The organism is Microcystis ichthyoblabe FBCC-A1114 (assembly GCF_050500245.1).
GTDB lineage: Bacteria > Cyanobacteriota > Cyanobacteriia > Cyanobacteriales > Microcystaceae > Microcystis > Microcystis ichthyoblabe_A.
Window position 1 is genome coordinate 2,607,410 of the sequence record NZ_CP191408.1, and the last position, 25,356, is coordinate 2,632,765.

At 40.0% G+C, this 25,356-nt stretch carries 15 protein-coding genes; 3 read left to right on the forward strand and 12 right to left on the reverse strand.

Annotated elements, in window-relative coordinates:
* Position 1: 1 nt before the first annotated feature.
* Together ACQY1Y_RS12485 and ACQY1Y_RS12490 are read left to right on the forward strand one after the other, a co-directional pair.
* Positions 2-4,228 (forward strand): amino acid adenylation domain-containing protein, encoded by a 4,227-nt coding sequence (locus tag ACQY1Y_RS12485; protein WP_430012849.1) that lies wholly within the window; start codon positions 2-4, stop codon positions 4,226-4,228.
* A gap of 63 nt (positions 4,229-4,291) precedes the next feature.
* Positions 4,292-6,295, forward strand: coding sequence for an ABC transporter ATP-binding protein/permease (locus tag ACQY1Y_RS12490; protein ID WP_430012850.1), 2,004 nt, complete (start codon positions 4,292-4,294; stop codon positions 6,293-6,295).
* Positions 6,296-6,606: 311 nt separating this feature from the next.
* On the opposite strand, the gene ACQY1Y_RS12495 is transcribed toward ACQY1Y_RS12490, so the two are convergent.
* The 12 genes from ACQY1Y_RS12495 to ACQY1Y_RS12550 all read right to left on the reverse strand — a co-directional run bounded on the left by ACQY1Y_RS12495 (position 6,607) and on the right by ACQY1Y_RS12550 (position 24,449).
* Positions 6,607-10,377 (reverse strand): DUF7149 domain-containing protein, encoded by a 3,771-nt coding sequence (locus ACQY1Y_RS12495; RefSeq protein ID WP_430012851.1) that lies wholly within the window; start codon positions 10,375-10,377, stop codon positions 6,607-6,609.
* 173 nt (positions 10,378-10,550) lie between these two features.
* Positions 10,551-11,294 (reverse strand): DUF1995 family protein, encoded by a 744-nt coding sequence (locus ACQY1Y_RS12500; protein WP_430012852.1) that lies wholly within the window; start codon positions 11,292-11,294, stop codon positions 10,551-10,553.
* 372 nt (positions 11,295-11,666) lie between these two features.
* Positions 11,667-11,939, reverse strand: a complete 273-nt coding sequence (locus ACQY1Y_RS12505; RefSeq protein WP_194033480.1) for a hypothetical protein — start codon at positions 11,937-11,939, stop codon at positions 11,667-11,669.
* Between the two features lie 5 nt (positions 11,940-11,944).
* The gene (locus ACQY1Y_RS12510; RefSeq protein ID WP_430012853.1) at positions 11,945-12,652 is read right to left on the reverse strand and encodes a hypothetical protein; all 708 of its coding nucleotides are present in this window, start codon (positions 12,650-12,652) and stop codon (positions 11,945-11,947) included.
* A 121-nt stretch (positions 12,653-12,773) separates the two neighbouring features.
* Positions 12,774-14,519 carry a diflavin flavoprotein gene (locus ACQY1Y_RS12515; RefSeq protein ID WP_430012854.1) on the reverse strand — a complete coding sequence of 582 codons (1,746 nt, stop codon included), beginning with the start codon at positions 14,517-14,519 and terminating at the stop codon, positions 12,774-12,776.
* A 196-nt stretch (positions 14,520-14,715) separates the two neighbouring features.
* The gene (locus ACQY1Y_RS12520; protein WP_430012855.1) at positions 14,716-15,216 is read right to left on the reverse strand and encodes a phosphate-starvation-inducible PsiE family protein; all 501 of its coding nucleotides are present in this window, start codon (positions 15,214-15,216) and stop codon (positions 14,716-14,718) included.
* Between the two features lie 109 nt (positions 15,217-15,325).
* Positions 15,326-17,050 carry a diflavin flavoprotein gene (locus ACQY1Y_RS12525; protein WP_430012856.1) on the reverse strand — a complete coding sequence of 575 codons (1,725 nt, stop codon included), beginning with the start codon at positions 17,048-17,050 and terminating at the stop codon, positions 15,326-15,328.
* 413 nt (positions 17,051-17,463) lie between these two features.
* Positions 17,464-21,507, reverse strand: a complete 4,044-nt coding sequence (locus ACQY1Y_RS12530; protein WP_430012857.1) for a beta strand repeat-containing protein — start codon at positions 21,505-21,507, stop codon at positions 17,464-17,466.
* A gap of 141 nt (positions 21,508-21,648) precedes the next feature.
* Positions 21,649-22,185 (reverse strand): hypothetical protein, encoded by a 537-nt coding sequence (locus tag ACQY1Y_RS12535; protein ID WP_430012858.1) that lies wholly within the window; start codon positions 22,183-22,185, stop codon positions 21,649-21,651.
* Positions 22,186-22,422, reverse strand: coding sequence for a hypothetical protein (locus ACQY1Y_RS12540; RefSeq protein WP_430012859.1), 237 nt, complete (start codon positions 22,420-22,422; stop codon positions 22,186-22,188).
* Positions 22,423-22,443: 21 nt separating this feature from the next.
* Positions 22,444-23,418: a hypothetical protein gene (locus tag ACQY1Y_RS12545; protein WP_430012860.1), complete on the reverse strand. Its 975-nt coding sequence runs from the start codon at positions 23,416-23,418 to the stop codon at positions 22,444-22,446.
* Positions 23,419-23,468: 50 nt separating this feature from the next.
* Positions 23,469-24,449 carry an Rpn family recombination-promoting nuclease/putative transposase gene (locus ACQY1Y_RS12550; protein WP_430012861.1) on the reverse strand — a complete coding sequence of 327 codons (981 nt, stop codon included), beginning with the start codon at positions 24,447-24,449 and terminating at the stop codon, positions 23,469-23,471.
* 383 nt (positions 24,450-24,832) lie between these two features.
* On the opposite strand from ACQY1Y_RS12550, the gene hoxE reads away from it, so the two are divergent.
* Positions 24,833-25,342, forward strand: a complete 510-nt coding sequence (hoxE, locus tag ACQY1Y_RS12555) for a bidirectional hydrogenase complex protein HoxE (protein ID WP_002774001.1) — start codon at positions 24,833-24,835, stop codon at positions 25,340-25,342.
* The last annotated feature ends 14 nt before the right edge of the window (positions 25,343-25,356 follow it).

Below are 25,356 nucleotides of genomic sequence, written 5' to 3' on the forward strand. Positions count from 1 at the left end.
TATGACAAAAACAATTGTTGAATTTGTTTGCTACTTACAAAGCTTAGGCATTACCCTAGAAGCCGATGAAAACCGCCTCCGCGCTCAGGCTCCTGAAGGTGTTTTAACTGCTACCCTCCGTCAAGAAATTGGCGATCGCAAACCCGAATTACTACAATTTTTACAACAGGCTAAACAGTCTAAAAGTACCGATTATTTGCCCATTCAACCTGTTGCTAGAGACGGCCATTTACCTCTCTCTTTTGCTCAACAGCGTTTATGGTTTTTACATTATCTTTCTCCTGATAGTCGTTCCTACAATACCCTGGAAATATTGCAAATTGAGGGGAATCTCAATCTGACTGTGCTAGAGCAGAGTTTGGGGGAATTAATTAACCGCCATGAAATTTTTAGAACAACATTCCCTACTGTTTCAGGGGAACCTATTCAGGCGATCGCGATGCCTAGTTCTTTTCGCTTAAAAGTTGACAATTATCAAGATTTATCCCCAAATGAACAATCAACCAAAATTCAACAAGTAGCAGAATTGGAAGCAGGACAAGCTTTTGATTTAACGGTGGGGCCACTGATTCAGTTTAAGCTATTGCAATTGAGTCCCCAGAAGTCGGTGCTGCTGTTGAAAATGCACCATATTATCTATGACGGTTGGTCTTTTGGGATTCTGATTCGGGAATTATCGGCTCTATACGAAGCATTTTTAAAGAACTTAGCCAATCCTCTCCCTGCGTTGTCTATTCAGTATGCAGATTTTGCGGTTTGGCAACGTCAATATCTCTCAGGTGAGGTCTTAGATAAACAACTCAATTATTGGCAAGAACAGTTAGCAACAGTCTCTCCTGTTCTTACTTTACCAACGGATAGACCCCGTCCGGCGATACAAACTTTTCAGGGAGGAGTTGAGCGTTTTCAACTGGATCAAAATGTCACTCAAACTCTTAAAAAGTTAGGTCAAGATCAGGTTGCAACCCTCTTTATGACGTTGTTGGCCGCTTTCGGCGTTTTGCTATCTCGTTATAGTGGTCAATCAGATCTGCTGGTAGGTTCTCCGATCGCCAACCGTAATCAAGCAGCGATCGAACCTTTAATTGGCTTTTTTGCTAACACTTTGGCTTTAAGAGTTAACTTATCGGAAAATCCCAGTTTTTTAGAATTATTAAAACAAGTCAAACAGACAACTTTAGAGGGTTATGCTCACCAAGACCTCCCCTTCGAGATGTTGGTAGAAAAACTACAACCTGATCGTGATTTGAGCAGAAATCCTTTAGTACAAGTTATGTTTGCGCTACAAAATATCTCTCAAGATACTTGGAATCTTTCGGGTTTAAGTATTGAAAGTTTATCTTTATCAGTGGAAGAAACCGTCAGATTTGATCTAGAAGTAAACTGCTGGCAAAATTTAGAAGGTTTAGTAATAGATTGGACTTACAGCAGAGATTTATTTGACACTGCAACAATTGCAAGAATGGGAGAACATTTTCAAAACCTACTTCAGGCAATCATACTCAATCCACAAGCTAAAGTTAAAGAAATTCCTTTATTAGAACCCAAGGAACGTGAGCAATTATTAATATCTTGGAATAATACCAAGACTGATTATCCTCAAGAGCAGTGCATTCATCAATTATTTGAAGCGCAAGTTGAACGGACTCCCAAGGCGATCGCTATCGTCTTTGAAACCCAACAATTAACTTACCGTGAATTAAATCATCAAGCTAATCAGTTAGCCCATTATTTACGAACTTTAGGCGTGGGAGCAGAAGTTTTAGTCGGTATTTGCCTAGAACGTTCTTTAGAAATGATTATCGGCTTATTAGCCATTCTCAAGGCTGGCGGTGCTTATCTCCCTCTTGATCCTGACTATCCCCCTGAACGTCTTCTATTTATGTTAGAAGATAGTCAAGCTTCTTTTTTGATTACCCACAGTTCTTTATTAGAAAAATTGCCTGCTTCTCAAGCAACTCTTATTTGTTTAGATCACATCCAAGAGCAGATTTCTCAATATTCTCAAGATAATCTTCAAAGTGAGTTAACTCCTTCCAATTTGGCTAACGTTATTTACACCTCTGGCTCTACGGGTAAGCCTAAAGGGGTGATGGTTGAACATCGGGGCTTAGTTAACTTAGCGAGTTCTCAAATTCAATCTTTTGCAGTCAAAAATAACAGTCGTGTACTGCAATTTGCTTCCTTTAGTTTTGATGCTTGTATTTCAGAAATTTTGATGACCTTTGGTTCTGGAGCGACTCTTTATCTTGCTCAAAAAAATGATTTATTGCCAGGTCAGCCATTAATGGAAAGGTTAGAAAAGAATAAAATTACCCATGTTACTTTACCCCCTTCAGCTTTAGCTGTTTTACCAAAAAAACCGTTACCCAACTTACAAACTTTAATTGTGGCGGGTGAGGCTTGTCCTCTGGATTTAGTCAAACAATGGTCAGTCGGTAGAAACTTTTTCAATGCCTATGGCCCGACAGAAACGAGTGTTTGTGCCACGATTGGACAATGTTATCAAGATGATTTAAAGGTCACGATTGGTAAGGCGATCGCTAATGTCCAAATTTATATTTTGGATGCCTTTTTACAACCAGTACCCATCGGAGTACCAGGGGAATTATACATTGGTGGAGTCGGAGTTGCGAGGGGTTATCTAAATCGTCCTGAATTAACGGCGGAAAGATTTATTTTTAATCCGTTTGATCCCCCCCTAACCCCCCTTGATAAGGGGGGAGATAAATTTGGAGAAAACCTGGATAATGATAAAGAAATATCATCAAAGTTGTATAAAACGGGAGATTTAGCTCGTTATTTACCCGATGGCAATATTGAATATTTAGGACGCATTGACAATCAGGTAAAAATTCGCGGTTTTCGCATTGAGTTAGGAGAAATTGAAGCGGTTCTGAGTCAATGTCCCGATGTGCAAAATACGGCGGTGATTGTCCGTGAAGATACTCCTGGCGATAAGCGCTTAGTTGCCTATGTGGTTCTTACTTCCAACTCCCAGATAACTACTAGCGAACTGCGTCAATTCTTGGCTAATCAATTACCCGCCTATCTCGTTCCCAATACCTTTGTTATTTTAGATGATTTGCCCTTAACTCCCAATGGTAAATGCGATCGCCGTTCCTTACCTATACCCGATGATCAGACCAGAAAAAATATTCCTAAAATTGGCCCGCGTAATTTAGTGGAATTACAATTAGCTCAAATCTGGTCAGAGATTTTAGGCATTAATAATATTGGTATTCAGGACAACTTCTTTGAATTAGGCGGTCATTCTTTATTAGCAGTCAGTCTGATCAACCGTATCGAACAAAAGTTAAATAAAAGTTTGCCTTTAACCAGTCTTTTTCAAAATGGAACCATAGCAAGTCTAGCTCAATTACTAGCGCAAGAAACAACTCAGCCAGCCTCTTCACCGTTGATTGCTATCCAGTCTCAAGGTGATAAAACTCCATTTTTTGCTGTTCATCCCATTGGTGGTAATGTGCTGTGTTATGCTGATTTAGCTCGTAATTTAGGAACGAAACAGCCGTTTTATGGATTACAATCATTAGGGCTAAATGAATTAGAAAAAACTGTAGCCTCTATTGAAGAAATGGCAATGATTTATGTTGAAGCAATACAAACTGTTCAAGCCTCTGGTCCCTACTATTTAGGAGGTTGGTCAATGGGAGGAGTAATTGCCTTTGAAATCGCCCAACAATTATTGACCCAAGGTCAAGAAGTTGCTTTACTGGCTTTAATAGATAGTTATTCTCCCAGTTTACTTAATTCAGTTAATAGGGAGAAACATTCTGCTAATTCCCTGACAGAAGAATTTAATGAAGATATCAATATTGCCTATTCTTTCATCAGAGATTTAGCAAGTATATTTAATCAAGAAATCTCTTTCTCTGGGAGTGAACTTGCTCATTTTACATCAGACGAATTACTAGACAAGTTTATTACTTGGAGTCAAGAGACGAATCTTTTACCGTCAGATTTTGGGAAGCAGCAGATTAAAAACTGGTTTAAAGTTTTCCAGATTAATCACCAAGCTTTGAGCAGCTATTCTCCCAAGATGTATCTGGGTAGAAGTGTTTTCTTAGGAGCGGAAGACAGTTCTATTAAAAATCCTGGTTGGCATCAAGTAATCAATGACTTGCAATCTCAATGGATTAGCGGCGATCACTACGGTTTAATTAAAAATCCAGTCCTCGCTGAAAAACTCAATAGCTACCTAGCCTAAAACTTTCAAAAAGACCTGATTATTGTTTAAAATGAATGATCGTTCACCGGTCAGAGGACAAGTATGACAACCCAAACAGCTTCTAGTGCCAATGCCCTTGCTTCCTTTAACCAATTTTTAAGGGATGTAAAGGCGATCGCCCAACCCTATTGGTATCCCACTGTATCAAATAAAAGAAGCTTTTCTGAGGTTATTCGTTCCTGGGGAATGCTATCACTGCTTATCTTTTTGATTGTGGGATTAGTCGCCGTCACGGCTTTTAACAGTTTTGTTAATCGTCGTTTAATTGATGTCATTATTCAAGAAAAAGATGCGTCTCAATTTGCCAGTACATTAACTGTCTATGCGATCGGATTAATCTGTGTAACGCTGCTGGCAGGGTTCACTAAAGATATTCGCAAAAAAATTGCCCTAGATTGGTATCAATGGTTAAACACCCAGATTGTAGAGAAATATTTTAGTAATCGTGCCTATTATAAAATTAACTTTCAATCTGACATTGATAACCCCGATCAACGTCTAGCCCAGGAAATTGAACCGATCGCCACAAACGCCATTAGTTTCTCGGCCACTTTTTTGGAAAAAAGTTTGGAAATGCTAACTTTTTTAGCGGTAGTTTGGTCAATTTCTCGACAGATTGCTATTCCGCTACTGTTTTACACGATTATCGGTAATTTTATTGCCGCCTATCTAAATCAAGAATTAAGCAAGATCAATCAGGCACAACTGCAATCAAAAGCAGATTATAACTATGCCTTGACCCATGTTCGGACTCATGCGGAATCTATTGCTTTTTTTCGGGGAGAAAAAGAGGAACAAAATATTATTCAGCGGCGTTTTCAGGAAGTTATCAATGATACGAAAAATAAAATTAACTGGGAAAAAGGGAATGAAATTTTTAGTCGGGGCTATCGTTCCGTCATTCAGTTTTTTCCCTTTTTAGTCCTTGGCCCTTTATATATTAAAGGAGAAATTGATTATGGACAAGTTGAGCAAGCTTCATTAGCTAGTTTTATGTTTGCATCGGCCCTGGGAGAATTAATTACAGAATTTGGTACTTCAGGACGTTTTTCTAGTTATGTAGAACGTTTAAATGAATTTTCTAATGCCTTAGAAACTGTGACTAAACAAGCCGATAATGCCAGCACAATTACAACCATAGAAGAAAATCATTTTGCCTTTGAACACGTCACCCTAGAAACCCCTGACTATGAAAAGGTGATTGTTGAGGATTTATCTCTTACTGTTCAAAAAGGTGAAGGATTATTGATTGTCGGGCCCAGTGGTCGAGGTAAAAGTTCTTTATTAAGGGCGATCGCCGGTTTATGGAATGCTGGCACTGGGCGTTTAGTGCGTCCTCCCCTAGAAGAAATTCTCTTTTTGCCCCAACGTCCCTACATTATTTTGGGAACCTTACGCGAACAATTGCTGTATCCTCTAACCAATAGTGAGATGAGCAATACCGAACTTCAAGCAGTATTACAACAAGTCAATTTGCAAAATGTGCTAAATCGGGTGGATGACTTTGACTCCGAAAAACCCTGGGAAAACATTCTCTCCCTCGGTGAACAACAACGCCTAGCCTTTGCTCGATTGTTAGTGAATTCTCCGAGTTTTACCATTTTAGATGAGGCGACCAGTGCCTTAGATTTAACAAATGAGGGCATTTTATACGAGCAATTACAAACTCGCAAGACAACCTTTATTAGTGTGGGTCATCGAGAAAGTTTGTTTAATTACCATCAATGGGTTTTAGAACTTTCTGCTGACTCTAGTTGGGAACTCTTAAGTGTTCAAGATTATCGCCTTAAAAAAGCGCGAGAAATGTTTACTAATGCTCCGAGTAACAATTCCATAACACCCGATATTACTATCGATAATGGATCAGAACCAGAAATAGTCTATTCTCTTGAAGGATTTTCCCATCAGGAAATGAAACTATTAACAGACCTATCACTCTCTAGCATTCGGAGTAAAGCCAGTCGAGGGAAGGTGATTACAGCCAAGGATGGTTTTACCTACCTTTATGACAAAAATCCTCAGATATTAAAGTGGCTCAGAACTTAACTTTAAATGACTCTAACAAAGGGGCGATCGCGCCTCTTTGAACTGAACTTAGTTTTTCTTGTGTTAAGTAGCTGATTATAAATAGGGTTGGCTGAATAAATGTGAAATGTAGGCAAGGTAAGGTTTTTGTGGCTTTTCTCGCTCCCACAGGTGCAAGATTTTGAGAGAATTGTGCTTCCAAACCTTGCGTCTTCATCGGCCCGCGTCCTGTAGGGGCGAAGCATTCGGGCAATAACCTATCGGTGAAACCGTAGATTTTCTATCCGAATGCTTCGCCCGTACTTTTTCAGCAAACCCTAATTAGGGTTTGGTTAATTTTTTAGTATTTTTGCTTGGGGGAAGTCCAGATATTCTTGTTCTGTTAGGGCAAATTCTGGATCAATGATTTTTACTTCATTATAGGTGAGTTGATAGAGTTTGTAAACTAAGTGATCAATCTGCTTTTCTAATTCGCTTGTGTTAGCGTTAGGATCGTCTTTTTTAGCGGCGAGAATTTTGTCAACAATGTCAATAATTATATTTTTTTGATGTAAATCTGTAGCTATAATAGGTAGCTTTCTAATATTAATTGGTTTAACTTCGGCAAAAGTTCTATTTTCTTCTTGAGTTAACTGTTTATAAATATAATCAATTAACTTTGAATTTAAAATGCCAACAAGAAATTTGTAATCAAAATCTATTTTATATTCTTCTTTAATCTTCAATATGATTACATTATTCATAGCGTAGTATGAATCAGTATCAATAGTCGCAATTACACGATCCGCAGTCTGTCTAATAATAATTTTATCTTCTTCAAAAAGTTCTTTGTATCGCGCCCAATGCAAACACCACCAAGGTAAAATTCCTTTTTTTGTTTCCCGTTTACTTTCCAATTTATCCTTGTATTTTTCCAAATATGACAAGCAATTTGGATAGTCATTGATATTGACTGATTTTGTAGTATATATGACTTTAAAATCACTTTCATATGTGACGTATTTATTGAAATTGCTTCCTACTAATACATTTTTTAATATAGATGGTTCTATTCCAAGCTCATTTGCTTCAGAAGAATGAATTCTGAATATTTTATCACCAGTAGGTTGAATACCGTTTGCAACCTCAAGAGCAATTTCATCAATTAATTTTATACTGCTAGAATTTCTATCGTTAATAGAGGCTAACAATCTATTAACTCCAAAAACTGAAGATGGAGTGTCTAATACATCAATTTTTGAGTATTTAGAAAATTCAGTTTGTTGAAATAGAATATTAGATTTTTTAAATGATCTTAAATCTGCATATTCAATAAAATAATTAGGATTGACTTCTTTCTTAAATAAAAGAATTGTAGTAGGAACCTCTGCATCATCAAAAACATTATCGCCTAAGTTTATTACTAAATCAATTGAAGATAAAGCAAGAAGGTTTCTTCGCGATTTTTCATACTCATTCTGAAACAAAAAATTATTTGGTATAATTAAACAGTTACATGAATTTTCTTTTGCGATTAGCAAAGTTTTTCCGATAAAGTAATTAAAAGTATCTGTCCATCTAGTGTGACAATCTGAATATTCAAGTTTCATAAACTCTTTTTCGATATCGCATAAGATAGCCCCATAAGGAGGATTACCAATTACAACATCAAACCCGACAAAATCCCCGTCATCATTCAACACTTCAGGAAACTCAAACCGCCATTCTAAAGCATTATTATACAGCCTACCGCTTTCAATATCTGCAATTTCAGCAGTTAGCTTGTCAATCTCATTATTTAACTTAGTTACTTTTTTCTCCCGCGCTTTTTGCTCCGTCTTAGTCTCCTCAAACAATAAACCCTGATTTTCCAGATTATAAAGTTCCCCTTGTAATTGACGTAACTTCACCTTCTTAGGATTACCGATTAATAAATTGGAACTAAAACCAGCCTTAATCTTAGCAATCAGCGTTTCCATCTGCCGCTTTTGTTCCTTATTTTCCGCATTGCGATAAGTCTGTACCGCATTGCGATATTCCTCAATACTAAACTTCTGCTTCTGTAAAACCTGTTTAACATCCACATCCAAAGCAAAGCGACTAATCAAAGAATTACCACACTTGATATTAATATCAATATTTGGCAAAGTTTCTAAATTGCCATCCTCTCGATAATAAGCATTTTTTAAAAGCTCAATCCATAACCGCAACTGACAAATTGTCACGGAATTAGGATTAATATCCACCCCAAATAAACACCCTTCAATAATCGTCTGTTTCTCATGAAATAAGGCTTGCTGTACCCGTTGCTTTTCTTTATTATTCGGATGATAAGCAAATAAAGTCCCCTCATCATCGTAAACCAATAACTTATCGTTTCGCACCTCTACCCGATAATCTTTTAGCGACTTACCCGAAGTATCTAATAAAACCCGTAACTCACTCTTAATCGCGATTATCTCATTCAAAGCTGAAACTAAAAAATGTCCCGAACCCACCGCCGGATCACAAATCTTCAGGCTATTAATAATAACATTTGCCTCTCTTTTGTCCTCAATTCGTTCATATAAATCATCTAAAGTTTGACAATTCCAGCCTTTTACTTCATTAAACTTCTGCACGATCGCTCTTCGTATCGTTTCCCGACACATATACATAGTAATAAAACTCGGTGTATAAAAAGAACCGTCCTTATAACCATTAATCTTTTCAAAAATTAACCCCAACACCGAAGCATTAATTAACTTTTCGCTATCTTCTTGAGGATTTTCTAACTCATCTCGATCGAATTTATAAGCATCCAAAAACTCAAACAAATAAGCCAACGCATTTAACTCACCTACTCGCTTATTACCCTGATTATCTTTTAGCACCGTCGCTGTAAAAATGGGTAAAGTTCGCTCCCGCAAATTGCCAATAAAAATCGTTTGCTGTTCCGTCTCCGTTGGTTCAAATAGCGAACTATTTAAATAAGGTACATGAGCAAAAGTCGTTTTAACCTTAGCCTCGCGCTTATTTGTCTCCCTAGCTAACACATCAAAAAACAAACTATCGAGATCATCATAACTGGGAACTTTCGCCAAATTGAGAAAAGCAAAATCTCGATCACCTTGATGATATTTAATTAACTGCGCTTCCAATAATTTGAGAAACAAAACCCGATTAATCCAATTAATTGATAACCGCAACGCCACATTATAAAGCCGATCCTCATCCGTAGTTCCAAACTCTTCAGGATTTTTTAATTGTGCAATTTTATCCAAACTATCCAACCGACTAATCGCATTTTCAATTAGGGAACCATCACAGCGATCGCCTTCTTTCATTTGTCCGATTAACTTCTTCCCTTTACCCTTAATTTCCGTCAAACCGATAATATACAAAAGCTCATTATAAAAAGGCTTATTTAAAGTATTGCTATCATTAACAAAAGGTAACTTAAGTAAATGTTCTGGCGAAAGAATCTTGTAAATATCAAGCAAATCTAAATTTTCCAGTTCTCGCAGATCAAAATGAGTAAATTTAATTTGCTCAATAACTTTAGTGATTGCTGGCTCGGCAATTTGTTGATAGAAAAAATCCGTTTTTGTACTACTCAGTCTCCCTTCTTCAAAATCGCAAAACTGGTTAACTAGAGCCTTATTAGCAAAAAACAACTCCTCAAAAATCTTCGCATCGAAAATAAACCACTCATAAATATTTGTCACGATCAAGTGTTTAATCTCAAGATTTTTATCCGTCACCCTTTCGCGGAGAAAATATAAAACTAACTGCTGAAAAGCCTTAGTGTTGAGATTATCCAGTCTTGGCATTTCTGCATTTATTGTCCGAGTAGGTTTCTTCGTCTCAAAAATGACCCCCACTGGACTTTTAACATCCTGGTTATTATGAATCACCAGATCAATGCGCTCTTTTGTATTGATAAAATAGCGATCGGTATAATAGGTATTTTTTAAAAAATCTATCAGCAAATTTTTATTAAACTCTTCGGACTTTTTGCTGTCACATTGCTCCAACAAGCGCGTCAAATTAGCTTGAAAAACCTGAATTGTTTCAGTATCAGGCTTAATTTTCAAGTACACCCGATTTAAGGCTTGTTTGAGTTCTCGCTTATTGATGATCATAAAAGTTTACCTCTAGGGAAACTACCGACTAATCTTATTATAGCATTGCCAAATGATCGGTTAAAATAAAAGAACAAAAGTTGCAATCGAGGTCAATCTGTCGAAGCCAAGAATTTCTAACAGCAATGGGGAAAAAATCCCCCGTTAAGTTACGCTGTGACGGGGGGAGTATGTCACTGTTGCAATGCTTTTAAAAAGCGTCCCATCGTGGCAAATAAACCCGACTTTTTGGCTTTGTTAGCAGGATTAGAACTATCATCGGGATTATTGCTAGAAGCTTTCAGAATCAGATTTTCTAAAGCTTCGCCCATGGGTTTAGTGGACTGTTCGGAAATTAACTCGTAACCGTCTTCTTTTTCTAGCCAAACTTGCCACAAGGAAGGATAGGAGCGATAAACGATCGCTGATTCCAAGGGACGAAAATAATAACAACTTTCTAGGATACTTAAAAATCTTTCTCGCAATTGTCGGGCTGCGTAACCGATACCCACTACCGATACATCTTCTAATTGAGGAATTAGAAGAACTACGGGACGATCTTCGGCAAGGTAACAGAGTTTTTCTACGGAATTAATCTCAACCGAGGAGGGACAAACAACTAAAAAAGCTTCATCTTCGGGCTTAATTTTGTTTTCGATGGGAATAAAACGACTACCTAAATCTCCCAATTGAAAAACTGTTTCTCCCCAATCCCGTCGAGCTAACATGGCGGCTCCAGTATCGGGAAAAATTACCCTTAAACCAGAACCATAACCGTCAAAAATAGAGGTAAAATCAAGGGCTAAAGCTTGCGCTTGTAGAGCAATTTCTGGAATAACTAATTCCACTTGTATGCGTCTAGCTCCCGATTCTAGAGCCAGTTGGGTGGCGGCTTTCGCTTGCAGGATCGTTTCTTCTAGGGAATTGGGTAGGGTCATTTCAGTTATCAGTGAGCAGTTATCAGTGAGCAGTTATCAGTGAGCAGTTATCAGTGAGCAGTTATCAGTGATTACCTCTGGTCGTCGCTGGCTTAAAATCAGAAAGATTTTAATTTTTATAAAAGGTAGGGTTGATTCATGAATGAACCCTACGTCCTGTAGGGGCGAAGCATTCGGGCAATAACCTATCGGTGAAACCGTAGATTTTCTATCCGAATGCTTCGCCCGTACTTTTTGCCGCAAACCCTACTTAAGTTTAGATGAAGTATGACGATATCTGGCATCATCCCCAGCATTAAGATAAATCCTATAAAATACCTTTAGTTTTTAAGAAGAAAGTCGGTAATCGGGGAAAAGGTGAGGAGAGAAAGCTTAGGAAAGTTGATAGGAGCCGTGACGTTGGGCATAATAACCGAGAATTGCCGTGACCAGAGGGCGATCGCTTTCCTGAAAAGTCTCGGTATAGTTAATTTCTAGACTACTGATCTGACTTTGGTGATAATCGAATTGTTGGAACTGCTGGGGGGTGAGATGGGTTTCCACACCTTGAACCTGTTGTAAATGGCTGGCTAATTCTCGATAGATAGCCAAGGGCATTCGCGGATAAATAATAGTTTGTTTTTGTTGAATAGCAATCGATCGCACGGGTTTTATTCTCCTGATTCGGGAATATTATAACTGATCGAGGCCTGCGGTGCGGTGGCGGGTTCGGGGACACCATCCCCTAGGCGACGGGTAATAGTTTGACCGTATTGTTCTAAGACAATAGAGGGGTTATCGGGATTAGTATTGATCGCTTTAACTAAAATTAAACCATTAGAGAGGGTAGAACCGGGGATAACTCGACGTTCCGTGGCTTCTCCGGGGGCTTTCACGATCGCCATAGGGGTGGTAGGCAACCGGAGAATGCCCGATACTTGCACTTCTTCCGCTTCCGTCGGTTGCGGTGGTGGTGGCGGCCCTTTCACTATCGGTGGTCTGGGGGTGGGAGGATTGCCCATTGGTGCGGGTGCGGTACCCACCGGAGTCCCAGCCGGGGGTTCTTCCGCCACTGTGATTGTAATATTTGGTTGTACGGGAAAGGGGGCAAAGGGATCCCTGCGACCGCGATTAATTTCTGCCCGTTTTTGGTCGGGATCGGTGGCGGGAATCAATCCAGGTATCCTGAGGGTGGCTGGTTCGGTAGCCGGTTGCCTAGGATTGCTAAAGGCGGGTGGTTGGGCAGCCGGGGGACTGGGAGAGGGGGTGGGGGTTTCTTGGGTAATCGGTGGGGATTGATTAGCTTGGTCAGAAGCTGGACATCCCACCAACAATAAAGCGACACTCCCCACCGATAGGATTAGCGGCAATTTTTTCATGGGGAAACAAAGACAAAATGGCCCGGTCGGACAGCCTTAGATAATAACATAACATTCGTTTCCCAGAAATCTAGGCTGATTACACGGGGAAAGTCAGGAACTTTGCCCCGTTAGTCCAGTTTTAATACTGACTACCGGATTTGCGATGACCGATGGCGGTGACACCGTTACCATCCAAAACTTGACCCCGCTCGACCGTGGCATAGACTAACCAGCGATCGCCGCAGAGTTGTCGCTCTTTGACCGTACACTCTAGATAGGCGAGACTTTCGCTTAAAATCAGACAGCCATTTTCCCCGACTTGGGTTTCTAATTCCGTAAAGACATCGCTGCCGGATTTGATGCAATTGGAAAAATGGCGGCGTAAATTGCGCCCTTCCTTGAGAATATTCAAGGTAAAGGCGGTTCCGGAGTTAATTAGGCGATCGGCGGCTTGTTCGTCAGCAACGGCGATAATTAGCCCCGGGGGGTTAAAACTGGCTTGGGATACCCAAGAGGTCAAGAAACCAGCATGATCCTCGCCCTGACGAGTGGTGAGAACAGAAAGGGAACCGACGATCCGACCAACGGCCTGGGCAGTGCGATCGATTTGTGTTTCGGTCATTCCCTGTTGGGGAACCCGCAATTTTTTGGTTTTTTTCAAGGTCTGGGCGAAGGTTTCTCCGGCTGAATAACCTGCTTGTAAACTGCTTTCTGTGGGGCTAAAACGCACGCGCAAAGACTCAAAACCGAGGCGATAATTGGCATCTTTGAGTTTAGTTTCAATTAAATCTACCGCTTCCCCACTCCAACCGTAGGAACCAAAAACCCCAGCTAATTTAGTTTTTGCTGCCGTGGAAAGAACGATTCCTAAAGCGGTTTGAATTTGGGTAGGAGCGTGACCAGCTAAGGTGGGAGAACCGATAATAAATCCGTCACAATTTTCGATCGCTTGACTAATTTCGGTGGGGGTGGCAAACTCACAATTTATTGATTCTACGGCCAGATCATTTTCTAATAATCCTCGTTCGATCGAGCGGGCGAGGGTGGCAGTATTTCCGTAGGCAGAAGCATATAATAAAGCCACTTGTAGGGGTCGAGTTTTTTGTTCTTGACACCAATAGCGATAATCGTGGGCAAGACGACTAAGACTATAACGAATTATCGGACCGTGGGCAGGTGCATAATATTGGGCGGGAAATTCTTTAATTTTGTCGAGGGCTGTTTCTACTGTTTTAGATTGCACGGCATGGAGACAATCAAAATAATAACGACGATCTGCGTCTAATTCTTTCCAATTTTTATCCCAAATATCGTCACTGCACAGATGCACACTAAAGAATTTATCGCTGTATAAAATTTGGGTTTTTTGGTCAAAAGTGCAGATTCCATCAGGCCAGCGGGGGGTAGGGACATTAATAAAACTGAGTTGATGACCCTGCCCCAAATCAAGGATTTCATCGGTTCGTATGCCCAAAATTTTGGCATCAGGCAAGGCATTTTTCAGGGTATTGACGGCAGCTTTAGAACAGAGGATGGTGATTTGATGGGTTTCGGCTAATAATGCCTTTAAAGTGACGATACGGTTGGGATTAACGTGACTGAGAATTAGATAATCGAGACGATGTAAGAGGATATATTGACGAATTTCTTCTAAATAAATTTCGGTGAAGGATTCTCCGGGAGGATCGATTAAGGCGGTTTTATCGCCCCGGATAAGATAGGAATTAGCGGTGGTTCCCCGTTGACGAGCATATTCTATTTCAAATTTTAATCTGTCCCAAGTACGCGAGCGAAAAACCCAAGTTTGATCGGCAATTTCGGCGGTTTGAACATCGCGGGGGCGATTATTGATAGCAGTATTAGCAATTAAGGTAGTAGTGGTCATAGTTGTTAATTTGGGTGTGGGGTGTTGGGTGTGGGGTGTTGGGTGTGGGGTGTGGGGTGTTGGGGGAGTAGGGTTTTAGGGGAAATTACTCTATCTCCCCATTACCCTATTACCCCATTTTCCTATCCCCTTCTCACTGATAACTGATAACTGATAACTGATAACTGATAACTGATAACTGATAACTGATAACTGACTAAATTTTGTTGTTTATTTCAGTTAAGTCTTTAACTAAATGTTGACGATAACGCTCAGAAACTTTTTGTTCGGGATCGATACCTTCAAAGGTGGGAGGAAGCCAAACTCTTAACACCATTAATGTGCCGAGAACTATTAGAAAAGCACAGGCGGCTAATACTTGTGTCCAATTAGTTTCTAGGACTCCTCTGACAATTAATTCTCGCAAAACCGAGACGATAGAAACTTCCACAGCAACACCGATAGAAACTCGTTTTTCTTGCAAATAAATAATTAACAATCGGAACAATTCTACTAGAATTAAGAGGAATAAAATATCGGCGGTAATAATCCGAAATTGAATCGGTGGCAGCAGAGACATAAACATTTCTCTGACTTCTAACACCATGAAGCTAAATAAACCAATACAGAGAGAAATGACAATTAAATCTTGAATCATTTCTAAGACTTGTACTACTCTCACCATCATTGGGGAAGGTTTTTTAATTGGTTCGTACATTTTATTGCTCCTAAAATTGATAGAATTGGATGTTAGCTGTTAGGGAATTGTGAATTATGAATTATGAATTGGGGAGCCTTTTTCACTGATAACTGATAACTGATAACTGTTAATAATGATTGCCAACTTTGCGATGATGGACAGCAGTTAAGACATCTAAACGGGCAACTCGTCCACTATTAACGGTACAATAAACTACCCAATGATCGCCGCAATCTAAACGACTGGTGACTTCACATTCTATATAAGCTAAGGCATCGGCTAAAATTGGTGATCCATTATTGGCAGTATAGGTTTTAATGCCTTCAAAACGATTGGCACCGGGAGAGAAACGCTTGAGGAAATGTTTCATTAATTTCTGGTAATTATCCTCAGCCAAAACATTTAAAACAAAGGTATCGCTAGGCTGTAAAAAGGATACCATTGCCCGATCTTTAGCCACTGCAATCGCCACACCTAAAGGATTTAAACTTGCTTGTGTCACCCAAGAGGCAATCATGGCACTAGATAAATCAGCTTTTTGGGAAGTAATTAAGTACAATCCGGTGCTAATACGTCCTAGAGCCTTTTCTAAGTCGTTATTAATCGATTTAATTTGTTTAATCGTTTTTTCTCGGCTTAACCATTGGCCGAGGTCGGTTCCTGCTTCATCGGCAATTAAATCGAGGGATTGATGGGAATTGTCTTTAACTAAAAGAGGAGGAAAAGCTTCGATCGCCCCGATTTCCTGTAATTTATTTCTTAAGGGGAAAATTGGTTCATCTTCCCCACCTCCTGACTCAAATAATCCCACCGCTTGTTTGCCATTAATTGAAGCAATAATCGTGCTTAAAATCGTCTGGTTAATCGAGGAAGATTGGGGAGGCATTCCGATGATAACTCCCTTAGATTGATTGATCAATTCTCTGACTTCGTGGGGATCAGCATTATTCATATCGACTAATTCTGTCACCACATCATTTTTATTCAAACCCTGACTGATCATAGTAGCTAAATGTTCGCTTTGTCCGTAATCTTGGGTAAAAAATACAGCTACTAAAGTATCAGCAGAAGTTTGTTCTTGACTCCAAGTTTGATAGCGTCCCACCCAATCAGAAATATGGTGTTTTAATAGGGGACCGTGACCGGTGGCAATGAGATTAATTTCAAATTTCTCGATTCTTTTAATTGCCCCTAAAACTGAACGAGCATTCGGTCGCATCAGACAGTCATAATAGGTTTGAAAATCGCCTTCTAGCAGGTCTTTTTCTCGATCATAGGTTTGATCATCACAAAAGTGCATTCCGAAGGCATCACAGGTAAAAAGGGTGGCAGTTTTAGCATCAAAAGTGAAGATAGTATCAGGCCAATGAAGATTAGGGGCCGCAACAAATTCTAAGACATGGCCATTACCTAAATCTAAAGTATCACCACTTTTAACTATTAACTGTTTAAAGGGTCTGTGTACCATGTTTTCGAGGAATTGCATGGCAACTTTTGCCCCCACCACGGTAACTTCTGGGACTAATTCTAAAACTTCTTTGACTAAACCACTGTGGTCAGGTTCGGTGTGACTGATAATTAAATAATCAAGATGATTGATGTTGATTAGTTTAGTTAATTCCTCCAGATAAAGGCGATCGAATTTGCGGTGAGATGTATCAATGAGAGCGGTTTTTTCCCCTTGAATAACAAAAGAGTTATAAGTGGTACCGTTTTCTAAACCAAATTCGATATCAAAGCGATCGCGGTCCCAATCCAAACAGCGCAGGGTAAAAGTATTTTCGGCGATTTCTTGGATTTGTGTGGTTAAACGGCTGGTTTTAGCCGGTTTTGGGGTGATTAAAGCAACCATAATTTCTATCTCCCACAGGATTTGATGCGGAACTGCATTTGCTTAATTCCTATGGTGACTTGCTTTCAGGGATTTGTAAAATACCAATTACTCAAGTCAATGATTAGTTAGATTTATATAACCTTTTCTCTATGGTTGCGGATATTAATTTGAGTGCTGGCCCTACCGAATCAAGACCTGAATGCTGATTGTGCATCCTATCCACCGGTTAGCTTAGTCCTCGGTTTTACCTACTGCACTTTTGCCTATTTGTCAAGCTTTTTACACAATTCTTAATATTTTCCTCGTTTTTGCTCTCTCGCTCTCTTGGGGTGTTTTGTTTTCGATGTCAGTCTATGGGTGAACCTGTAACCCTTAACACAAGTCCAGAAAAAGGGTTTCTTCAAGAAACCCTTTTTCTCTGTGTGGCCAGGTTAATTTATCAGTGTGAAATCAGCCGCTATCAGGGTAGGAACAGTCAACAAATTGGCAAATTCAGAGCCACTTCCTAAACCAGCAGCACTACCATTTTGATTGTAGTAAATACTGCCACTGCTGTTACTGTAAACGATAAAAGCGCTGCTAGTGGCGACTAAATCATCGTCAGCGACGCTGGCAAATTCAGCCGGTTGACTGAAGCCATTGCCAATGCTACTTTGTAAGGCAGTAAAGATGGCTTTACTTAATACTATTTTATCGCTGCCGGGGGTGAAATCGCTGATGGCATCGATGCCTAAATTACTACTATTGAAGATAAAGTTATCGCTACCATTACCACCAGTAATTAAATCATCACCAAAACCACCAATTAAGCTATCGTTTCCGTCTTGACCGGTTAATTGATCGTTGCCACCACCACCAGTTAGAGTATTATTAAGGCTATTCCCGGTTAGTCGGTCATTACCGCTATCGCTAATAATATTTTCGATGGTGTTATTTGCCGAAAAAGTCAATCTTAGATTATTGGTGACGGCGGTTTGGACAGCAGTAGTCCCCAAGTTAACTCTTACTGCGGTATTTGTCCCAGTAAAGTCGAGGGTATCGATACCGCCGGTGGTAGTTTCTTGGATGGTATCGCTTGCTAATTGGGTTGAAGCATTGAAACAGTAAATATCGTTACCATTAGCACCAGCGAGGATATTGTTACCGCTATTTCCGGTAATTTTATTGTTAGCAGCGTTACCCGTACCATTAATATTATTACTGCCAATTAGTCTGAGGTTTTCCACATTATTGGGTAAGGTTCGAGTAATGCTGCTTTGTAGGGTGTCAGTAATAATTACCTGTCCAATTGCTTCGTCGGGATTGATGGTAGCATTAACCGCATTTGACAGGGTTACTGTAAAAGCTTCATCAGGTTCATTGAGGTTATCATTGAGGATGGGAATGCTAATAGTAGCGGTGGCAGTATTAGGTGCAATGGTGATAGTTCCAGTTTTGCTAGTGTAATCTACATTGGCGGTAGCGTTAATGGGTGCAGTGGTATAGTTGACGCTAATTGGTTGTGTACTTGGATTATTTACAGTGACGGTGAGGATTGCATTACTATTTTGACCTTCCACCACGGTGATGTCATTGATGGAGAGTTGCGAGGTGACAGTGCTATCGTCATCATTAATCGTACCTTGTCCTTGATTATCGGTTATCGTAACATTACGACCATTGGCTTGTAAGTTACTCAGATTGACGAAGAAAGTCTCGTTATTTTCAACTTTAGTATCGCCATTGACAGCAACAGTAATCGTCTTAGAAGTCTCCCCAACATTGAAGGTTAAGGGAGTAGTAGCAATCGCTGTATAATCATTATCTGCTGTGGTAGCGGTTCCATTGGCTGTAGCGTAATTGAGGGTGACAGATGTATCAACTGGATTGGAAAGGGTGACGGTAAAGACTGCATTGGTAGTCCCGCTATTTCCTTCGCTAACAGTTACGTCATTGATTGAAATAGAGGCACTGTCATCATTATTAATTGTTCCCGTCACTGGGGTGGTCGTACCTATTGTATAACCTGTCCCCGCAGCGAGGGTTAAAATAACAGTTTCGTTACTTTCAACTGTAGTATCAGCAGTGGGGTCAACGATTACCGTCGCGGTCGCTGAACCAGCAGCAAAGGTGACACTGGTGGGAATAATAGAAGCGTAATCGGTTCCATTGGTTGCTGTCCCACTAACTGTATAGTTAACTGTTAAAGGATTAGTGGTGGAACCGCTACGGGTGAAGGTATAAACCAGATTTGTTGTCCCATCTTCAGTCACACTTGCGGGAGAAACTGCAAGGGTAATACTGGGAAGAGTCGGACTAGAAACATAGCTAAAATAACTAGCAGTTAGACTTAATGCTGTTTGATTACTGATATAAGCAATCAGTTCATCTGCTTCGTTTCCTGGTTTGTTGATGTAGAGATTAGTAATGGAACCAGAAACTGTTAAGAGATAGTCAATACTTGCACCTCGTAGTTGAATTGTATCATCAATGGTGCTAAAGTCGGCAATTTCCGCGTAGTCGCTAGTACCTTCAGTAGCTGTCAAACCATCATCATAGAAGGTCTTTGTCGTATCTGCAAGGATAAAGCGATCGTTTCCTGAACCTCCTACTAAATAATCAGATTCTCCTGTACCGCCATCTGTTCCTTGTAGGGTGTCATTCCCATTACCACCATAAAGCTGATCATTATCAGCACCCCCATTGAGGACATCATTCCCATTCTCTCCATCAATGATGTCAGCACCAGCATTACCTGAAATAGTATCGTTACCCTCTCTACCATACAAATATTCATAGTAACCGTAACCTACTGCTGTACCGCCAAAAATGACATCATTATAATCAGTTCCCTTAAACCCGTTAAAACTCTCAATCGAAGTAAAGGTATCAGTTTCCGTACCGACAGTAATCGTTCCACTCCCAGCGGTGTCGTAGGTCATGGTTAAACCACTACTACCATAGCTGTAGTCAGCATGATAGCTATCACTACCAGCACCACCATTTATCGTGTCATTATTGCCTTCATCGCCGGTAAAGTAATCATGTCCTGAATCACCATTGAGGAGATCATTACCATTACCACCATAAATGTCATCATTACCTACACCCCCATTGAGGACATCATTCCCATCTTCTCCATAAATGTAGTCATCACCAGCATTACCTGAAATAGTATCGTTACCACCTCCACCTTTGAGTTCCTCAACAGCTGTACCGCCAAAAATGACATCATTATATTCAGTTCCCTTAAACCCGTTAAAATTCTCAATCGAAGTAAAGGTATCAGTTTCTGTACCAACAGTAATCGTCCCACTCCCGGTAGCAGTGTCGTAGGTCATGGTTAAACCGCTACTAGCATAGCTGTAGTCAGCATGATAGCGATCAATCCCACTACCACCATTTATCGTGTCATTACCGTCCTCATTGGTAAAGTAATCATCTCCTGCATCACCATTGAGGAGATCATTCCCACTACCACCATAAATTTCGTCATTATCAGCACCACCATTGAGGACATCATTTCCATCCTCTCCATAAATTCTGTCATCACCAGCATTACCTGAAATAGTATCGTTACCACTTCCACCTGAGAGAGCGCCCCAATATTCACTTGCTGTACCGCCAAAAATGACATCATTATACTCAGTTCCCTTAAACCCTTCAAAACTCTCAATCGAAGTAAAGGTATCAGTTTCCGTACCAACAGTAATCGTCCCACTCCCGGTAGTGGTATTGTAGGTCATGGTTAAACCGCTACTAGCACTACTGTAGTCAACCTCATAGCGATCAGTCCCACTACCACCATTTATCGTGTCATTACCTGCATCGTTGGTAAAGTAATCACTTCCATCCCCACCGTTAAGAGAGTCATTACCATTACCCCCATAAATACTGTCGTTTCCCCCCAAACCACTTAAAGTATCATTGCCATCTAACCCAGAAATATTATCACTGTCAGAAGTTCCCGTAATATTATCATTCCCATTAGTCCCCGTAAAATCCGCCTGTTCTACTTGAATAATTTCCCCATTGACTATAATTGTTGTCTGGTCATTCTCTCCTCGTAAAGCGTCTAAGGTTGCCGCATCCAGACTATTACCTTGCACCAACTCCGCAAAAATTGCTCCCTCATCTCCCGCGCTATCTGTCTGATTAATTTGAGCATCCACATAATGCCCAATTTCTTCTAAAATTACATTAACTATCGATGCTGACGAGGCCGTATTTAAAAAAGATGCTGATAGATAAATCTTATTGGTACTGCTGGCATAAGCACCATTCGCCGTCCCCAAAACTTCATCACTGAGTACCTCAATTGGGGGAATTTGACTAAAATTTCGGCTTTGCCACTGTTGTCGTAATTCCGTCGCCTTAACCACATCATAACTTGACCCAAAAGCGATGGCCAAATTCGCCCAAAAGCCATCAGATTGAGCGAAATTGAACAAAACATCGTCAACAACAGGAATAATCGACAAAAGAGAGAGAGTCATGACAGTAACAGCAAAAGTTTATTGCTAACAGTTTTAGCATAACAATTGCCAATTTTTCAAGACCCCTTTAACAGAAATTAACATTTATTACAAGAAAACGGGTTTCTCGAAGGAACCCGTTTTCTAGATATTAGGATAAGATTATTGGATTCTTGCCAAAGACTGCTTAAATTCTGCGAGAGAATTAGCGGTAGCTGCTAATTTAACAATCTCTTGTAATGTAGATAGTACCGAAACTTTATTCAGGTATTGTTCCACATCTAAAGGAACTTCACCTAAGCGAGCTTGCAAAACTGTTTTGACAAAATCACGAGCATTTTCTAACGCGCCAATTTCCTTACCAATTTCCTTGCCTATTTCCTTACCAATTTCCTTGCCTATTTCCTTACCACGTTCCATTCCTCGTAACTCCATATTACTTACTAAAGGCATGGTTTTTTCCTCCTCAAATTGTTTGATTTTACTTTCTAAACTTGACTGCAATTCAGGGGATAAAGTCATCATATTGTCGATGATTTCAAACAGTTTAATTATCTGTTCCCTCTTGAACTCCTTTTCATATAATCCCCTGATTAACCTCCACTTCCACTGTTCCCGTTCTGGCAGCTTCCCAGTAGTCGCTTTTGTTTTCAGGTGTGCCATGGCCATTATAGCAAAGGGATTGCTACTTGCTTCCAATTAGTCACTGATAACTGATAACTGGTAACTGATAACTGAATAGAGTTTGTCAGCGAAACGTTTTTTTGTCTTTGCTGAAGCGGTAATCCGTTTGAGTTCTTTTTCTAGGGATTCGGGAATTTTTGTCCAATCAATCAATTGGTGAACTTCGGGAAAAAAGAAGCTTAAAAACGCTTCAAAATACTCGCTTAATGCTTCTTTCCAGGGTTCATCATAATTAGCGGTTGTTAGGTTCATTGGAGAAGAAAATTACTGAGACTATTGTTCTAAAAGTTGATGCAACTCATCAAAAGAATTAACGGTTAATGCCGATTTCAGTAACTCGTCTAAAATCGATAAGACAACAATTTTATCCACAGCTTGCTCAATGTCTATTGGAATGTCACCCAATCGCGTTTTCAGCACCGTTTTAATATAGTTACGAGCATTTTCTAACGCTCCAATTTCCTTACCAATTTCCTTGCCTATTTCCTTACCACGTTCCATTCCTCGTAACTCCATATTACTTACTAAAGGCATGGTTTTTTCCTCCTCAAATTGTTTGATTTTACTTTCTAAACTTGACTGCAATTCAGGGGATAAAGTCATCATATTGTCGATGATTTCAAACAGTTTAATTATCTGTTCCCTCTCGAACTCCTTTTCATATAATCCCCTGATTAACCTCCACTTCCACTGTTCCCGTTCTGGCAGCTTCCCAGTAGTCGCTTTTGTTTTCAGGTGTGCCATGACTATTATAGCAAAGGGATTGCTACTTGCTTCTAGTTCTGACCATCTTTCCTCATAGTCCAGTAATTTAACCGTTGGGAATTTCAAACTCACTTCACAGCCGGCGATAGTATAATTATAGGAATCTGGTCGCCAATTTACTCGTTCATCTCCTAATATAGCGAGACTGATAACCGGTTTCTGATACAAATCAAAGGCCCGATAGTTATAAATATACATCCTCTGAGGGAAATTTTCTTCGTATTGACTTTGAATTTCAATATGAATCAAAATCCAGACTTCTTCACCCCTGAGTAACCAAACTTTATAGAGTTTGTCAGCGAAACGTTTTTTTGTCTTTGCTGAAGCGGTAATCCGTTTAAGTTCTTTTTCTAGGGATTCGGGAGTTTTTGTCCAATCAATTAATTGGTGAACTTCGGGAAAAAAGAAGCTTAAAAACGCTTCAAAATACTCGCTTAATGCTTCTTTCCAGGGTTCATCATAATTAGCGGTTGTTTGGTTCATTATGACAATTTTAGTGGGTTGTTGTCAGAAGGCGATCGCTAACGTCAAAACTAGGCAGTTAAAGTATTTAACCAATTGATTAAATCTTCAACCGTAGAGAAGTCGAATAAAGCTTCTCCTAATACTTCGACATCATCAATACTTAACTCCATAATTTGAGTTTCTAATAAAGGATTAATCTCCCCTAACTTTCGTTTAAGTTGACGAAGAATCAATGTCTTTTCCCGTTCGATACCGCGTTCAATACCGCGTTCAATACCTTGTTCGATACCTTGTTCGATACCTTGTTCGATACCTTGTTCGATACCTTGACGCATCCAACTGGTGGTAATTTGCATAACTCCCTCCTGTACGGGTTGACTAAATGTGCTAATCTCTTCTTGGAATTGTATCTCTTCCACTGGATTTAGATTGAGATATGTATCAATAAATCCAGAAATTAATTGCATTCTCGCCGCATCTAACCTTAAAGTAATTAACAAGCGCAGACATTCCGCTTTTACCTTGGCTCGCTCTTTCTCGGCAATGTTCATCTTAGCCATCAAAGCTGAAGCAACCGGATTCGGTTGATTGAGAAAATCTCGCCAATTTAATCGATTTAACTGCACTACCTGATAGTTAAATTCTAAGACTTTAAAATCGGGAAAATCGACTACATATTGACTAATTGCTTCTCTTTTTGGCTTTGAATAAGAAAAAATTACAATGGGATAAATCGGTAAGACAAATTTCTCATGAAAGCGAGCAAAATAAGTAAACATTCGCCGATTAAACCACTTGCGGGAACTTTCCTGCGCCTCCAGATGAATCAGAAAAAAAGATTCTTTTCCTCGAAACTTAACCTGTGCGACTAAATCGCTTTCATACCTTTCTCCTTCCGTGACATCGGTAAATACTTCTTTGTCTAAAAAAGTAATCGAGTCTCTATCTAAATAATCCATCAATTCAGAAAAAAATAACTCGATAAATTCGAGAAAAAAGGTGGAGATTAACTCCTTAAATAAGCGATCATGGTCAATATTATTAGTCATGTAATGTCATCTTAACTAATCTGAGCGATGAATGACTACTCTTATCTATTGTATTCTGAAAAGTCGCCTTTGGCAACATATTGTTATGACCTCATCCCTTTAACCTACGAGGAGAGGGGGATGCTTCCCGCAAAAAAACCATTGCTTCAGGGTGTTATAGTGTTGAGACAAGTGCAGCTTTTACCCCATCTCCTAATCCCTGACTGATAACTGATAACTGGTCACTGATAACTGAATATCCCCCAATAACTAAAGGAAAGATAAAGTTATCGATCGCCCTCCGGAGCCAGTGTCAGAATAAAAGCAGGGAGATGACCAAGGAAAACCGACAACTCTCCATCTTTTTCCCGTCATCGCCCCTAAAATTTATTTGGTTAAGATTTATGCAAACTGCCAATCCTCCTCAAACGGAGAAAAAAGAGCATCCCAGTGGCGATAAACGCTTCAAAGTCCTCGACATCACCATGAAGCGAGCAGGATATAATCAATCAGCCCTGATTGAAGTCCTGCACAAAGCCCAAGAGGCCTTCGGATTCCTAGAAGAAGATGTTCTCCTCTACGTTGCCCGGGCGCTAAAACTGCCCCTCAGTCGCGTCTATGGGGTAGCAACCTTCTATCATCTCTTTTCCCTGAAACCGGCGGGAAAACACACCTGTATCGTCTGTATGGGGACTGCTTGTTATGTCAAAGGCAGCGGCAAAATCCTCGAAGACATCGAAAACAGCTTTGATGTCAAAGTGGGAGAAACCACCGCCGATGGAGAAATTTCCCTAGTGTCGGCCCGTTGTATCGGGGCCTGTGGGATTGCACCGGCCGTGGTCTTCGATGGAGTCGTGGCCCCGAAACAAGATTCGGAAACTGTCTTGGCGAAACTACAGAGTTTCTCCCAGTAATTTTTCACTTTAGT